Source organism: Burkholderia theae, from assembly GCF_048565265.1.
Classification (GTDB): Bacteria; Pseudomonadota; Gammaproteobacteria; order Burkholderiales; family Burkholderiaceae; genus Burkholderia; species Burkholderia theae.
The window spans coordinates 2,396,929-2,412,683 of record NZ_CP183461.1 but is presented as its reverse complement, the minus strand read 5'-3'; the positions used below and the strand labels follow the sequence as shown (position 1 = coordinate 2,412,683).

The window sequence follows — 15,755 nt, the reverse complement described above, 5'->3', positions numbered from 1 at the left end:
CATCTTACCCAACCGTGCGGCGCAGCGGTACGCCGTGCCTCACGGTTGGGGAGCCGGGGAGGCTCAGGACTTGCGCGGCAGGTCCGACGCCTGGATCAGGAACACGGCGTCGTCGCCCGCGCTGGTGGGCAGCCACGTGAGTTCGAGGCCGCCGAACGCAGCTTCGACGTGCTCGCGCTCGTTGCCGATCTCGACGACGAGCACGCCGTCGTCATGCAGCCAGCGGTGCGCTTCGGCGACGATGCGTCGCACGATGTCCATCCCGTCGTCGCCGCCTGCGAGCGCCATTTCCGGCTCGTGCCGGTATTCGGGCGGCAGCCCGGCCATCGACGACGCATTCACGTACGGCGGATTCGTCAGGATCACGTCATAGCGTGCGCCGGGGTCGGTACGGAACGCGGGCAGCGGCGCGTAGAGGTCGCCGCGGTGCAGCGCGATGCGGTCTTCGAGGCCGTAGTCGCGCACGTTGATCTCGGCGACTTCGAGTGCCTTGTCGGACAGGTCGACCGCGTCGATCTCGGCGTTCGGGAACGCGCTTGCAGCGAGGATCGCGAGGCAGCCCGAGCCCGTGCACAGTTCGAGCACCGCGCCGACCTGCTCGGGATCGGCAACGTACGGCTGCAGCCCGTCGTCGAGCAGTTCGCCGATGAACGAACGCGGCACGATCACACGCTCGTCGACATAGAAGCGGTGGCCATGCATCCACGCTTCATGCGTGAGGTACGCGGCCGGCACGCGGTCGGTCGCGCGCCGTTCGATCACCGCGAGCACGGCCGCGATTTCGTCGGGCAGCAGCCGTGCGTCGAGGAACGGCTCGAGCGTGTCGAGCGGCAGGTCGAGCGTACGCAGCACGAGGTAGGCGGCTTCGTCGTACGCGTTGTCGGAGCCGTGGCCGAACGCGAGCTTCGCCTTCGAGAAGCGCGTGACCGCGTAGCGCAGCAGGTCGCGAACAGTTGCAAAAGGTGTCGTCATGCGAGGCTCCATCAGGCGATCAGTTGTTCGAGCACGCGGCGGTACACGTTCTTCAGCGGGTCGACGAAACGCACCTCGATGTGCTCGTCGATCTTGTGGATGCTGCCGTTCGGCGGGCCGAACTCGATCACCTGCGGGCAGATGCGCGCGATGAAGCGGCCGTCCGACGTGCCGCCCGTCGTCGACAGCTCGGTCGTGATGCCGGTCTCGGTACGGATCGCGTTTTCCAGCGCGTTCGACAGCTCGCCGCGCGGCGTGAGGAACGGCAGGCCGCTCACCGACCACTTCAGCGTGTATTCGAGGCCATGCTTGTCGAGGATCGCGTGCACGCGTGCTTGCAGACCCTCGACCGTGCTGGCGGTCGAGAAGCGGAAATTGAACAGCAGGTCGATGTGGCCGGGGATCACGTTGGTCGCGCCGGTGCCCGCGTGCAGGTTCGACACCTGCCAGGTGGTCGGCGGGAAGTATTCGTTGCCTTCGTCCCACTGCTCGACGGCGAGCTCGGCGAGCGCCGGCGCGAGCAGGTGGATCGGGTTCTTCGCGAGATGCGGATACGCGATGTGACCCTGCACGCCCTTGACGATCAGTTCGCCCGACATCGACCCGCGGCGGCCGTTCTTGACGACGTCGCCGAGCTCGGCGGTCGACGTCGGCTCGCCGACGATGCAGTAGTCGAGGCGTTCACCGCGCGCCTGCAGCAGTTCGACGACCTTCACGGTGCCGTCGGTGGCCGGGCCTTCCTCGTCGCTGGTAATCAGGAACGCGATCGTGCCGCGGTGGCCGGGATGGGCCGCGACGAATTCCTCGGATGCGACGACGAACGCCGCGAGCGAGGTCTTCATGTCGGCCGCGCCGCGGCCGTACAGCTTGCCGTCGCGATGGGCGGGGATGAACGGCGGCGAGGTCCACTGTTCGAGCGGGCCGGTCGGCACGACGTCGGTGTGGCCCGCGAACGCGAGCAGCTTGCCGTCGCGGCCGTCGGTGCCGCGCTTGACGGCCCACAGGTTGGTCACGCCGTGCGACGCGATGGTCTCGCATTCGAAGCCGAGCGCGACGAGGCGCTCGGTCATGATCTGCTGGCAATGCTGGTCGTCGGGCGTCACGGACGCACGGGCGATCAGCTGTTCGGTAAGGGCTAGGGTGGCGGACATGGTTCGGACCACTTTCGATAAAAAATGCCGGCGCGGTGGCCGGCAGCGACAAGACGTCGGGCTGCGCCGATTGGCGCAGCGCGGGCGGCCCTATGCGGCAAACAGTGCCGCGTATTGATCGGCCACGAAGCCGAGCGATTTTACCCGGCCGTTGACGACCAGCACGGGGCGCTTGATGACCGACGGCTTGTGGATCATCAGCGCGACCGCGCCGGACTTCGTTTCGGCGGCTGCCTTCATCGCGTCGTCCAGGCCGCGCCACGTGGTGCCGCGCTTGTTCACGAGCGCGTCGAGCGACACGTCCTTCAACCAGTCTTCCAGCAGCGGCACGCTGACGCCGAGTTTCTTGAAATCGTGAAACTCGAATTCGACGCCGTGATCGTCGAGCCACACGCGGGCCTTCTTCACGGTGTCGCAGTTCGGAATGCCGTAGACGACCACGGTGTGCGGCTTTGCCATCAGTCGCCTCGCAGCAGCTCGTTCAGGCCGACCTTCGCGCGAGTCTTCGCGTCGACCTTCTTGACGATTACCGCGCAGTACAGGCTGTGCGAGCCGTCCTTCGACGGCAGGTTGCCGGCGACGACGACCGAGCCGGCCGGGATGCGGCCGTAGCTGACCTCGCCCGTCTCGCGGTCGTAGATCTTGGTGCTCTGGCCGAGGTACACGCCCATCGAGATCACCGAGTTTTCCTCGACGATCACGCCTTCGACGACTTCCGAGCGCGCGCCGATGAAGCAGTTGTCTTCGATGATGACGGGGTTCGCCTGCAGCGGCTCGAGCACGCCGCCGATGCCGACGCCGCCCGACAGGTGCACGTTCTTGCCGATCTGCGCGCACGAACCGACCGTGGCCCACGTGTCGACCATCGTGCCTTCGTCGACGTACGCGCCGATGTTGGTGTACGACGGCATCAGCACGACGTTCTTCGCGATGAACGAACCGCGGCGCGCGATGGCCGGCGGGACGACGCGGAAGCCGCCCGCGGCGAAGTCTTCAGCCGTGTAGTTCGCGAACTTCGACGGCACCTTGTCGTAGAACTGCGAATAGCCGCCGGCTGCCATCGGCGCGTTGTCCTCCAGGCGGAACGACAGCAGCACGGCCTTCTTCAGCCACTGGTGCACGGTCCAGTTGCCGTCGATTTTCTCGGCGACGCGCAGCGCACCCTTGTCGAGTTGCTCGATCGCGTGCGCGACGGCCTCGCGGACGTCGGCGGGGGCGGCCTTCGGCGACAGCTCGGCGCGGTTGTCCCAGGCGGTATCGATGATTTGCTGAAGTTGTTGCGACATGTTCGTTTTCGCAGGAGATGGATGGAATTGATCGGGATGGACGATTACCGCGCGAGAGAGCGGCAGAAATCGACGATGCGTTGCGCGCCCTCGACGCATTCGGGGGTGCCCGCGACGAGCGCGATCCGGATGAAATCGCGGCCCGGATTCGACCCGTGCGCATCGCGCGCCAGGTACGAGCCGGGCAGAACCGTCACATTATAGTCGGCGTACAGGCGGCGGGCGAACTCGGTGTCCGACAGCCCGGTGCGCGACACGTTGGCCCACAGGTAGAACGCGGCGTCGGGCAGCTTCACGTCGACCACGTCGGCGAGCATCGGCGTGACCGTATTGAACTTCTGCAGGTACAGCGCGCGGTTCTCGCGCACGTGCGCCTCGTCGTTCCACGCGGCAATGCTCGCGTGCTGCCAGACCGGCGACAGCGCTGCGCCGTGGTACGTGCGGTACAGCAGGAATTTCTTCAGCAGCGCCGCGTCGCCGGCCACGAAGCCCGAGCGCATGCCCGGCACGTTCGAGCGCTTCGACAGGCTCGACAGCATCACGAGCCGCTCGAAGCCGCGGCCGAGGCGGTGCGCGGCCTCGAGGCCGCCGAGCGGCGGCGCCGCTTCGTCGAAATAGATTTCCGAATAGCACTCGTCGGACGCGATGACGAACCCGTGGCGGTCGGACAGCGCGAACAGCTCGCGCCAGTCGTCGAGCGTCAGCACGGCGCCCGTCGGGTTGCCCGGCGAGCACACGTACAGCAACTGCGTGCGCGCCCAGACTTCGTCGGGCACGGCCGCGTAGTCGCACGCGAAGTTGCGGGCCGGGTCGCTGTTCGCGAAATAGGGTTCGGCACCGGCCAGCAGCGCCGCGCCTTCGTAAATTTGATAGAAAGGATTCGGACAGAGTACGATCGCCTTCTCGCTCCGGTCCGACGGACCTGCGTCGATCACGGTCTGCGCGAGCGAGAACAGTGCCTCGCGCGACCCCGACACCGGCAGCACCTGCGTGGCCGGATCGATCGCCGGCAGCCCGTAGCGACGCTCGAGCCAGTGCGCGATCGACGTGCGCAACGCGTCCGAGCCGGCCGTGGCCGGATACGACGCGAGGCCGTCGAGCGCGGCCATCACGGCGTCGCGGATCAGCGCCGGGGTCGGGTGCTTGGGCTCGCCGATGCCGAAGCTGATCGGTTTGAGGTCGCCGGAGGGCGTCACGTCCTTGAACAGGGCGCGCAGCTTTTCGAAGGGATAGGGCTGGAGCGAGTCGAGTCGAGGGTTCACGGGCGAAGCGGCCATCGCGGCCGGTTGGAGCGAAAGAAGCGGCGGGCGCGCCGCGCGGCTGCGAACGGGGGCCGACGGCACCCGGGTCGCAACGGAACATTATAGCGTGACGGAATGCGGTCACGGCCCGTCGGAACGGCGGCCGGGCCAGTGGAATAAAGGGTATTGAACCAAATGAATAACGCGGTACGCGGCAGCCTGCCGACGCTGGCCATCCTGGTCGGCGCTTCGGTATGGGGCCTGATCTGGTATCCGTTGCGGATCCTCGCGTCGCTCGGCGTGACGGGCACGCTGGCCAGCGCGCTGACGAGCCTCGTCGCGTTCCTGTTCGTGATCGTCGCGCGGCACCGCACGATCGCGACGCTGCGCTGGCATTGGGTGCTGCCGGGCATCGCGGTGACGGCCGGCGTGACGAACCTCGGTTTCGTGTGGGGCACGATCCACGGCGAGGTGCTGCGCGTGATGCTGCTGTTCTACCTGACCCCCGCATGGACCGCGATCTACGCGCACTTCCTGTTGCGCGAGCGGCTGACCTGGGCCGGCGCGGGGCTGGCGGCGCTGTCGATCGGCGGCGCGATGCTGATGCTGTGGTCGCCGAAGCTCGGCTTGCCGCTGCCGGCCAACCCGGCCGAATGGGCCGGCCTCGCGGCCGGGCTGAGCTTCGCGATGAGCAACGTGCTCGTGATCAAGGCGAGCCGCGAGCTGCCCGACATGCGCGCGGAGATGCGCACCGCGACGCTGTTCGGCGGCGCCGCCGTGTTTGGCGCGATCGCGTCGCTGTTCGAGGGGCTGCCGGCCGCACCGGCGGGCGGCCAGCTCGGCGTCGCGGCACTGATCATCGCCGCGATCGGCGTGACAATGGCGGCCAACAACCTGCTCGTGCAATACGGTCTTGCACGCGTGCCCGCGAACCGCGCGTCGATCATCATGCTGTTCGAGATCGTGATCACCGCGCTGTCGGCGTGGGTGTTCGCGAACGAGCTGCCGACCGCGCGCGAGTGGGCGGGCGGCGTGTGCATCGTGCTGGCGACGCTGCTGTCGAGCCGGGTCCATCGTTCGGCGCCGGCACCGGACAAACCCGGCGACGGTCGGGACGGCGCACGCGCGATGGTATGATGGAAGCCGTTTGCGGGGCCCAACGCTGTATGCGCGCGGCCCCGTTTTTGAATTCCGGGTCGCGTCTTGCGCATGGGCCGTTCGGCCCCGCGCATCGCGGCACCGTCCGTTTGACACCTTCTTCACATCCGATACCGCCGTGCGTCTGAGCTCGATCAAACTCGCTGGCTTCAAATCCTTTGTCGATCCCACGCATTTCCAGGTTCCGGGCCAGCTTGTCGGCGTGGTGGGCCCGAACGGGTGCGGCAAGTCCAACATCATCGACGCCGTGCGCTGGGTGCTCGGCGAGTCGCGCGCTTCCGAGCTGCGCGGCGAGTCGATGCAGGACGTGATCTTCAACGGCTCGACCGCTCGCAAGCCCGGCAGCCGGGCCAGCGTCGAGCTGATCTTCGACAACTCCGACGGCCGCGCGGCCGGGCAGTGGGGCCAGTACGGCGAGATCGCCGTGAAGCGCGTGCTCACGCGCGACGGCACGTCGAGCTACTACATCAACAACCTGCCGGCGCGCCGCCGCGACATCCAGGACATCTTCCTCGGCACGGGCCTCGGGCCGCGTGCGTACGCGATCATCGGGCAGGGCATGATCGCGCGGATCATCGAGGCGAAGCCGGAAGAGCTGCGCGTGTTCCTCGAGGAAGCCGCGGGCGTGTCGAAGTACAAGGAACGCCGCCGCGAGACCGAGAACCGCCTGCACGACACGCGCGAGAACCTGACGCGCGTCGAGGACATCGTCCGCGAACTCGGCGCGAACCTCGAGAAGCTCGAGGCACAGGCCGTCGTCGCGACCAAGTACAAGGATCTCGTCGCTGACGGCGAGGAGAAGCAGCGCCTGTTGTGGCTGCTGCGCAAGAACGAGGCCGCCGGCGAGCAGCAGAAGCAGCAGCGTGCGATCGAGCAGGCGCAGATCGACCTCGAGGCGCAGACCGCGAAGCTGCGTGAGGTCGAGTCGCAGCTCGAGACGCTGCGCGTCGCGCATTACGCGGCGAGCGATGCGATGCAGGGCGCACAGGGTTCGCTTTACGAGGCGAACGCCGAGGTGAGCCGCCTCGAAGCCGAGATCAAGTTCATCGTCGAATCGCGCAACCGCGTGCAGGCGCAGATCGCCGCGCTGAACGCGCAGCGCGAGCAATGGCGCGCGCAGGCCGAGAAGTCGCAGGACGAGCTCGAGGAAGCCGAAGAGGCGCGCGCGATGGCCGACGAGAAGGCCGCGCTCGCCGAGGACAACGCGGCCGCGAAGCACGACGCACTGCCGGCGCTCGAAGCGAAGTGGCGCGATGCGCAGGCGCAGCTCAACGACGAGCGCGCGCGGATCGCGCAGACCGAACAGTCGCTGAAGCTCGAAGCCGCGCACCAGCGCAATGCCGATCAGCAGCTCCAGCAGCTTCAGCAGCGCCATGAGCGCCTGAAGAGCGAAGCGGGCGGGCTCGATGCGCCGGACGAGGCGCAGCTCGAGGAGTTGCGCATGCAGCTCGCCGAGCAGGAAGAGATCCTGGCCGAAGCGCAGGCGCGCCTCGCCGACGCACAGGAAACGGTGCCGCGTCTCGATGGCGAGCGCCGTGCCGCGCAGGAGCGCGTGCAGGCCGAAGCCGCACAGATCCACCAGCTCGAGGCGCGCCTGGCCGCGCTGAAGCAGCTGCAGGAAAACGTGCAGACGGAAGGCAAGGTGCAGCCGTGGCTCGACAAGCACGAACTCGGCGCGCTGCCGCGTCTGTGGAAGAAGCTGCACGTCGAAGCCGGCTGGGAAGCGGCGCTCGAGGCCGTGCTGCGCGAGCGCCTCGCCGCGCTCGAAGTATCGAATCTCGACTGGGTGAAGGCGTTCGCGACCGATGCGCCGCCGGCGAAGCTCGCGTTCTACGCGCCGCCCGCGGCCGGCGAACCGCCCGCGGCGGTGGCCGGGCTGCGTCCGGTGCTGTCGCTCGTGCGCATCGACGACGCAGGCATTCGCGCGGTGCTGAACGACTGGCTCGGCAACGTGTATGTTGCCGACGACGTCGCGCAGGCGCTCGCGACCCGCACGCAACTGCCGGCAGGCGGCGCGTTCGTCGTCAAGGCCGGCCATATTGTCACGCGCGTGGGCGTGCAGCTGTACGCGGCCGATTCGGAACAGGCCGGGATGCTGGCCCGTCAGCAGGAAATCGAAAACCTGACGCGCCAGGTGCGTGCGCAGGCGCTGCTCGCCGACGAGGCGCGCACGGCAGCCGTGCGCGCGGAAGCGGCGCACACGCAGGCCACGCAGGCGCTCGGCGACGTGCGCGCGCAGGCCGAGCGTGCGACGCAGCGCGTGCACGCGCTGCAGATGGACGTGCTGAAGCTCGCGCAGGCGCACGAACGTTATACGCAGCGCAGCACGCAGATCCGCGAGGAACTCGAGGAAATCGGCGCGCAGATCGAAGAGCAGCGCGCGATGCGCGCGGAGTCGGAAGCGAATTTCGAGCGCTTCGATGGCGAACTCGCGGAACTGCAGGCGCGCTTCGAGGACAACCAGCTCGCGTTCGAATCGCTCGACGAATCGCTGACGCAGGCGCGTCAGGAAGCGCGTGACCTGGAGCGTGGCGCGAACGACGCGCGCTTCGCGGCACGCAACGCGGTGACCCGGATTGACGAGCTCAAGCGCAGCATCCAGGTCGCGCACGAACAGAGCGAACGCGTCGCGGCGTCGCTGGAAGACGCGCGCGCCGAGCTCGAGACGATCAACGAGCAGACCGCACACACGGGCCTGCAGGACGCGCTCGAGATTCGCGCGGTGAAGGAAGAAGCGCTGCAGGCCGCGCGGATCGAGCTCGACGACCTGACCGCGAAGCTGCGCGCGTCGGACGAGCAGCGTCTCGTCGCCGAGCGTTCGCTGCAGCCGCTGCGCGACCGCATTACCGAATTGCAGTTGAAGGAGCAGGCCGCGCGCCTGGCCGTCGAGCAGTTCGCCGAACAGCTCGCGACGGCCGAGGTCGACGAGGCCGCGTTGAGCGAGAAGCTGACGCCGGATCTGAAACCGTCGTACCTGCAGGGCGAGGTCACGCGGCTCAACAACGCGATCAACGCGCTCGGCCCGGTGAACATGGCCGCGCTCGACGAGCTGAAGGCCGCGAGCGAGCGCAAGGTGTTCCTCGATGCGCAGTCGGCCGACCTGATCGACGCGATCACGACGCTCGAGGACGCGATCCACAAGATCGACCAGGAAACCCGCACGTTGCTGCAGGGCACCTTCGACGAGGTCAACCGTCACTTCAGCGACCTGTTCCCGCGCCTGTTCGGCGGCGGCCAGGCGAAGCTGATCATGACGGGCGACGAGATCCTCGATGCCGGCGTGCAGGTGATGGCGCAGCCGCCGGGCAAGAAGAACGCGACGATCCACCTGCTGTCGGGCGGCGAGAAGGCGCTGACCGCGACCGCGCTGGTGTTCGCGATGTTCCAGCTGAACCCGGCGCCGTTCTGTCTGCTCGACGAGGTCGACGCGCCGCTCGACGACGCGAACACCGAACGTTTCGCGAACCTGGTGCGCGCGATGTCCGACAAGACGCAGTTCCTGTTCATCTCGCACAACAAGATCGCGATGGAAATGGCGCAGCAGCTGATCGGCGTGACGATGCAGGAGCAGGGCGTGTCGCGGATCGTTGCGGTGGACATGGAAACCGCCGCGGGTTTTGCCCAGAATTGACGTTTGACGAAACCGGACCGCGTTCGCGCGGCGCATGGGCGCCCGTTCGCGGTTCCGACGAAAAAGAATTGCTGATGGAGCGTGCATGGACGAGTTGACACTCGGTTTGATCGGCGCGGGCGCCGTCGTGGTGGGCGGCGTCGTGGTCTACAACGCATGGCAGGGCGCGAAGGTGCGGCGCAGGATGCCGCGCCCGATGCCGGAGGAAGCGGCCGAGGCGATGAATCGCCCCGAGCGCGACGAAGATTTGCCGTTCATCGAGCCGGTGCGTCAGCCGGTGCGGCGCGAGCCCGCGGCACCGGTTGCGGCGGCCGCGACGCCGGCCGAAGCAGCGCGCGTCGAGCCGACGTTCGGTGGCGCGGCACCTGCCGACATGCCGGCCGATCTGCAGGCCGAGGCGACCGGCGTCGACACGCCGCTCGAAACGGCCGAGCCGGCTGCCGGTGAAAACGCCGTGCCCGCCACTGTGCACGAAGCGTCCGCCGAACCGGCCGACGCATCCGAGCCCGTGCTGCCGGCCGCGACGACGATTTCGTCGGCGCCGCCCGCGATCGTCGATCGCCGGATCGACTGCATCGTGCCGATCCGCCTCGCCGGGCCGCTGCCGGGCGACAAGATCCTGCCGGCCGCGCAGCGGCTGCGCCGCGCCGGCAGCAAGCCGGTGCACATCGAAGGCAAGCCGGACGGCGGCCAGTGGGAACTGCTGCAGAACGGCGTGCGCTACGACGAACTGCGCGCGGCCGCGCAGCTCGCGAACCGCAGCGGCGCGCTGAACGAACTCGAATTCTCCGAATTCGTGACGGGCGTCCAGCAGTTCGCGGACGCGATCGACGGCGCGCCGGAATTCCCGGACATGATGGAAACGGTGGCGATGGCGCGCGAGCTCGACGCCTTTGCCGCGCAGTGCGACGCGCAACTGTCGATCAACGTGATGTCGGACGGCGCACCGTGGTCGGCCAACTACGTGCAGGCTGTCGCGTCGCAGGACGGGCTGCTGCTGTCGCGCGACGGCACGCGTTTCGTGAAGCTCGACGCGAAGCAGAACCCCGTGTTCATGCTGCAGTTCGGCGACACGAACTTCCTGCGCGACGACCTCACGTACAAGGGCGGCAACATGATCACGCTGGTGCTCGACGTGCCGGTCGCCGAAGAGGACATCCTGCCGTTCCGGCTGATGTGCGATTACGCGAAGTCGCTGTCGGAGAGGATCGGCGCGCGGGTCGTCGACGATTCGCGCCGGCCGCTGCCGGAGTCGACGCTGCTGGCGATCGAACAGCAACTGATGAAGCTGTACGCGAAGCTCGAGGAAGCCGGCATTCCGGCCGGTTCGCCGGTCACGCGCCGCCTCTTCAGCCAGTAACGCGAGTGCGCGAACCACGGCCTGCGGCGCCGTCGTTCGCCGTTGCAGCGCACACCTTTCCGTGTGCGCTGCAGCACGCTTGTCGGGCGCGCATTGCACGCCCCGCCACGGCGCCAAACTGAGATAATCGGGCATCCGATTTTCTCAGAACGAATCTGCCGCCAGCATGGCCCGAACCCAAGCCGAACCGCCAGCCAGCCAGCCCGACGCGCGCGCCGCGTGGCTGCGCGATCAACTCGAGCGGGCGAACTACGCCTACTACGTGCTCGACCAGCCGGATCTGCCCGACGCCGAATACGACCGGCTGTTCCGCGAACTGCAGCAGCTCGAAACCGACCATCCCGAACTCGTGACGCCCGATTCGCCGACGCAGCGCGTCGGCGGCGAGGCGGCCGGCGGTTTCACGCCAGTCGTTCACGACGCACCGATGCTGTCGCTGAACAACGGCTTCGCGGACGAGGACATCGCGGCGTTCGACAAGCGTGTCGCCGACGCGCTCGACAAGACGACCGATCTCGCCGGCTCGGTGACGGAGCCCGTCGAATACGCGTGCGAACTGAAGTTCGACGGCCTCGCGATCTCGCTGCGCTACGAGCGCGGCGTGTTCGTGCAGGCGTCGACGCGCGGCGACGGGACGACCGGCGAGGACGTGACCGGGAACGTGCGCACGATCCGTTCGATTCCGCTGAAGCTGAAGGGGGCGAACGTGCCGGCCGTGCTCGACGTGCGCGGCGAGGTGCTGATGTTCAAGCGCGATTTCGCACGCCTGAACGAACGCCAGCGCGAGGCCGAGCAGCGTGAATTCGCGAACCCGCGCAACGCGGCGGCCGGCAGCCTGCGCCAGCTCGACTCGAAGATCACCGCGCAGCGTCCGCTGTCGTTCTTCGCATACGGAATCGGCGTGCTCGACGGGATGCCGATGCCCGACACGCACAGCGCGCTGCTCGACTGGTACGAGACGCTCGGCCTGCCCGTGAACCGCGAGCGCGCGGTCGTGCACGGTGCCGAAGGATTGCTCGACTTCTTCCGCAAGGTCGGCGAGAAGCGCGAGTCGCTGCCGTACGACATCGACGGCGTCGTCTACAAGGTCAACCGGCGCGATGAGCAGGAGCGCCTGGGCTTCGTGTCGCGCGCGCCGCGCTTCGCGCTCGCGCACAAGTTTCCCGCGCAGGAAGCGCTGACGAAGCTCGTCGCGATCGACGTGCAGGTCGGCCGGACCGGCGCGATCACGCCGGTCGCGCGACTCGAGCCCGTGTTCGTCGGCGGCGCGACCGTGACCAACGCGACGCTGCACAACGAGGATGAAGTGCGCCGCAAGGACATCCGGATCGGCGACACCGTGATCGTGCGGCGTGCGGGCGATGTGATTCCGGAAGTGGTCGGCGCGCTGCTCGACCGGCGCCCGGACGATGCGGCCGAATTCGTGATGCCGACCGAGTGCCCGGTGTGCGGCTCGAAGATCGAGCGCCTGCCGGACGAGGCGATCGCGCGCTGCACGGGCGGCCTGTTCTGCCCGGCGCAGCGCAAGCAGGCGCTGTGGCACTTCGCGCAGCGCCGCGCGCTCGACATCGACGGGCTCGGCGAGAAGATCATCGACCAGCTCGTCGACCTGAATCTCGTGCGCACGCCGGCCGACCTGTTCAACCTCGGCTTCGCGACGCTCGCGGAGCTCGACCGGTTCGCCGAGAAGTCCGCGCAGAACCTGCTCGATTCGCTCGAGAAGGCCAAGCACACGACGCTCGCGCGCTTCATCTACGGGCTCGGCATCCGCCATGTCGGCGAATCGACCGCGAAGGATCTCGCGAAGCATTTCGGCTCGCTGACGCCGATCATGGACGCGTCGCTCGACGAGTTGCTCGAAGTCAACGACGTCGGGCCGATCGTCGCCGAATCGCTCCACCAGTTTTTCGCGGAAGAGCACAACCGGACCGTGATCGAGCAGTTGCGCGCGCCGGGCAAGGTCACATGGCCGGAAGGGCCACCCGCGCCGAAGGCGCCGCAGGGCGTGCTGGCCGGCAAGACGGTCGTGCTGACGGGCACGCTGCCGACCCTCACGCGCGATGCCGCCAAGGAAATGCTCGAAGCGGCGGGCGCGAAAGTGGCGGGCTCGGTATCGAAGAAGACGGATTACGTGGTCGCGGGCGCCGAAGCCGGCAGCAAGCTCGTGAAGGCCGAGGAACTCGGCATCCCCGTGCTGGACGAAGACGGCCTGCACCAACTCCTGGAGGGCAATACGCCATGATTCGCGAGATCCTGAAGATGGGCGATCCGCGCCTGCTCGAAATCGCCAAACCGGTCGAGCGGTTCGACACGCCCGAACTGCACGAGATCGTCGCGGACATGTTCGAGACGATGCACCACGCGAACGGCGCCGGGCTGGCCGCGCCGCAGATCGGCATCGGGCTGCAGATCATCATCTTCGGCTTCGGCAACAACAACCGCTACCCGGATGCGCCGCCGGTGCCCGAGACCGTGCTGATCAACCCGAAGATCGAGTACATGCCGCCGGACATGGAAGAGGGCTGGGAAGGCTGCCTGTCGGTGCCGGGCATGCGCGGCGTCGTCAGCCGCTACGCGAAGGTGCGCTACAGCGGCTTCGATCAGTTCGGCCAGAAGATCGATCGCGTTGCCGACGATTTTCATGCGCGTGTGGTCCAGCATGAATACGATCACCTGATCGGCAAGCTGTATCCGATGCGGATTACCGACTTCACGCGCTTCGGCTTCACCGAGGTGCTGTTCCCGGGGCTCGATCCGGCCGCCGACGACTGACCGGCATGCGACGCGGTCGGTGTGTTGCCGGCGCGCGGTTTGCCCTGTCCGGTTCGCCGGAAACGAAAAAGCCCGCATGCGCGGGCTTTTTCATTGAGTGGCACACATCGCGTGCCCGCGGTCAGAACGTCTCGTCGGCGGACAGATAGCGCCATTGCCCCTGCGGCAGCGCGCCCAGCATCACACGCCCCATCCGCACGCGCTTGAGCCCGACCACGTCGAGGCCGACCAGTTCGCACATGCGGCGGATCTGGCGCTTCTTGCCTTCGCGCAGTACGAAGCGCAGCTGCTCGCCGTTCTGCCAGCTCACCATCGCGGGCTTCAGCGCGACGCCGTCGAGCTCGAGGCCGTGGCGCAGCTTCGCCAGCGATTCCGCGGGGAAGTGCTGGTCGATGTCGAGCAGCCGTTCGCCGAAGCGCACCCGCACCAGGTACTCCTTGTCGATGTCCGACTGCTCGCCGATCAGCTGTTTCGCGATCCGGCCGTTCTGCGTCAGCACGAGCAGGCCGGTGGAATCGATGTCGAGCCGGCCGGCCGGCGCGAGCGCGTGCAGGTGCTGCGGCGAGAAGCGCTGCGGCGAATGGTCGCCGCTCCAGTGGTTCCCGCGCGTGATCAGCACGGCCGCCGGTTCATAACCGTCTTCAGCCTGACCCGACACATAGCCGACCGGCTTGTGCAGCAGGATCGTCACCTGTGCGGCCTGCTCGGCGCTCGCGCGTTCGTCGATCTCGATCTTCTGGTCGGCGCGCACCTTGGTGCCGAGCGTGTCGATGCGTTCGCCGTCGACGAGCACCCAGCCCTTTTCGATCCACTCGTCGGCTTCGCGGCGCGAGCACATGCCGAGTTCGGACATCCGCTTCGACAGGCGCATCAGGCCGGTTTCGTCGCCGTAATCGATGTCGGCTGCCTGGCGCTTGACGGGTTGCGAGGTCTTCAGGCCCGCACCGGTCGAGCGGCGCTCGGTGCCGCTACGCTCGTCGGCGCGTGCGGGGCGAGCCGGGCGGTCGCCGAAGCTGCGCTTCGCGCCTTCGCCGGCTGCCTTGTCGCGATACGGTGCGCGCGCGCCGCCTTCGCCGGCACCTGCGCGGCGCGGACGATCGTCATCGCTGCGGCGAGCCGGGCGGTCGGACGGCGTACGGCGGTCGCCGAAGCTGTGCTTCGGACCTTCGCCGGTTGCCTTGTCGCGATAGGGTGCGCGTGCGCCGCCTTCGCCGGCACCTGCGCGACGCGGACGATCGTCATCGCTGCGACGGGGTGGGCGGTCGGACGGCGTACGGCTGTCGCCGAAGCTGCGCTTCGGGCCGTCGCCGGTTGCCTTGTCGCGATAGGGTGCGCGCGGGCCGCCTTCTGCGCCTGCGCGGCGCGGACGTGCATCGTCGTCGCTGCGGCGGGGCGGACGGTCGGACGGCGTACGGCTGTCGCCATAGCTGCGCTTCGGGCCGTCGCCAGTTGCCTTGTCGCGATAGGGTGCGCGCGCGCCACCTTCGGCGCCTGCACGGCGCGGCCGTGCGTCGTCGTCGCTGCGGCGCGGCGGGCTGTCGCCGAAGCTGCGCTTCGGGCCGTCGCCAGCTGCCTTGTCGCGATAGGGTGCGCGCGGGCCGCCCTCGGCACCTGCGCGGCGCGGCCGTGCGTCGTCGTCGCTGCGGCGCGGCGGGCGGTCGCTGAAGCTGCGCTTCGGGCCGTCGCCGGCTGCCTTGTCGCGATAGGGCGCACGCGGGCCGCCTTCGGCACCCGCGCGGCGCGGCCGCGCATCGTCGTCGCCGCGACGGGTCGGGCGCGAATCGGGATTGCCGCGGCTGAACGGCTTGTCGCCGCTGCGGCGGTCGCCGGCCGGCCGGGCATCGGCGCCGCGATACGGGCGGGACTCGCCGCGCTCGCCACGCGCCGCGGGCTTGCCGTCAGCGCCGCGATAGCTGCTGCGTTCGGCACCGCCGTCACGCGGCGCACGCTTGGCCGTTGCGCGATCCGCGCCCGGGCGCTCGGCGCCCGCGGCGCCGTGCGGCTTGAACGTGCGCTCGCCGCCGGCAGCCGGGGCTGCCTTTTTCGGGCGCGCCGGCTTGTCTGCCGCGGGCGGCGGGGCGGGGCGCACCGCCTTGCGGGCAACGTGGCTGCCGGAGCGGACGGGTGCGCGGGTCGGCGACGCCGGCTGCGGATTCTTGACGGTGAGTTTGGTGCGCATAAACG

11 protein-coding genes are annotated in these 15,755 nt (G+C 68.5%); 5 read left to right on the top strand and 6 right to left on the bottom strand.

Features of this window, described 5'->3' with window-relative positions; genetic code table 11:
• Positions 1–63 precede the first annotated feature (63 nt).
• From prmB to dapC, 5 genes are all read right to left on the bottom strand, one after another.
• Positions 64–972, bottom strand: a complete 909-nt coding sequence (gene prmB, locus ACN22W_RS11415; protein ID WP_129512438.1) for a 50S ribosomal protein L3 N(5)-glutamine methyltransferase — start codon at positions 970–972, stop codon at positions 64–66.
• An 11-nt stretch (positions 973–983) separates the two neighbouring features.
• Positions 984–2,123, bottom strand: a complete 1,140-nt coding sequence (gene dapE, locus ACN22W_RS11410) for a succinyl-diaminopimelate desuccinylase (protein ID WP_419684317.1) — start codon at positions 2,121–2,123, stop codon at positions 984–986.
• A gap of 90 nt (positions 2,124–2,213) precedes the next feature.
• Complete coding sequence (locus tag ACN22W_RS11405; protein ID WP_048248647.1) at positions 2,214–2,582, bottom strand: ArsC family reductase; 369 nt, start codon at positions 2,580–2,582, stop codon at positions 2,214–2,216.
• Positions 2,582–3,409 carry a 2,3,4,5-tetrahydropyridine-2,6-dicarboxylate N-succinyltransferase gene (gene dapD / locus ACN22W_RS11400; RefSeq protein WP_129512436.1) on the bottom strand — a complete coding sequence of 276 codons (828 nt, stop codon included), beginning with the start codon at positions 3,407–3,409 and terminating at the stop codon, positions 2,582–2,584. Before dapD ends, ACN22W_RS11405 begins: the two co-directional genes overlap by 1 nt.
• A 44-nt stretch (positions 3,410–3,453) precedes the next feature.
• The gene (gene dapC / locus ACN22W_RS11395; RefSeq protein WP_419684314.1) at positions 3,454–4,686 is read right to left on the bottom strand and encodes a succinyldiaminopimelate transaminase; all 1,233 of its coding nucleotides are present in this window, start codon (positions 4,684–4,686) and stop codon (positions 3,454–3,456) included.
• A 159-nt stretch (positions 4,687–4,845) separates the two neighbouring features.
• Here dapC and ACN22W_RS11390 point away from each other — a divergent pair, with 159 nt between their 5' ends.
• The 5 genes from ACN22W_RS11390 to def all read left to right on the top strand — a co-directional run bounded on the left by ACN22W_RS11390 (position 4,846) and on the right by def (position 13,571).
• On the top strand, positions 4,846–5,787 hold the full coding sequence (locus ACN22W_RS11390) for a DMT family transporter (protein ID WP_129514678.1): 942 nt from the start codon (positions 4,846–4,848) through the stop codon (positions 5,785–5,787).
• A 139-nt stretch (positions 5,788–5,926) separates the two neighbouring features.
• A complete protein-coding gene (gene smc, locus ACN22W_RS11385; RefSeq protein WP_129512434.1) occupies positions 5,927–9,439 on the top strand; it encodes a chromosome segregation protein SMC in 3,513 nt (1,170 codons plus the stop codon).
• A gap of 85 nt (positions 9,440–9,524) precedes the next feature.
• Positions 9,525–10,799 carry a cell division protein ZipA C-terminal FtsZ-binding domain-containing protein gene (locus ACN22W_RS11380; RefSeq protein WP_419684312.1) on the top strand — a complete coding sequence of 425 codons (1,275 nt, stop codon included), beginning with the start codon at positions 9,525–9,527 and terminating at the stop codon, positions 10,797–10,799.
• Between the two features lie 166 nt (positions 10,800–10,965).
• Positions 10,966–13,041: an NAD-dependent DNA ligase LigA gene (ligA, locus tag ACN22W_RS11375; RefSeq protein WP_129512432.1), complete on the top strand. Its 2,076-nt coding sequence runs from the start codon at positions 10,966–10,968 to the stop codon at positions 13,039–13,041.
• Positions 13,038–13,571 (top strand): peptide deformylase, encoded by a 534-nt coding sequence (def, locus tag ACN22W_RS11370; RefSeq protein ID WP_048248639.1) that lies wholly within the window; start codon positions 13,038–13,040, stop codon positions 13,569–13,571. The genes ligA and def overlap by 4 nt, the downstream gene beginning before the upstream one ends.
• Before the next feature lie 121 nt (positions 13,572–13,692).
• Here def and ACN22W_RS11365 read toward each other — a convergent pair whose 3' ends face one another.
• Positions 13,693–15,750 (bottom strand): pseudouridine synthase, encoded by a 2,058-nt coding sequence (locus ACN22W_RS11365; protein ID WP_419684309.1) that lies wholly within the window; start codon positions 15,748–15,750, stop codon positions 13,693–13,695.
• Positions 15,751–15,755 lie beyond the last annotated feature (5 nt).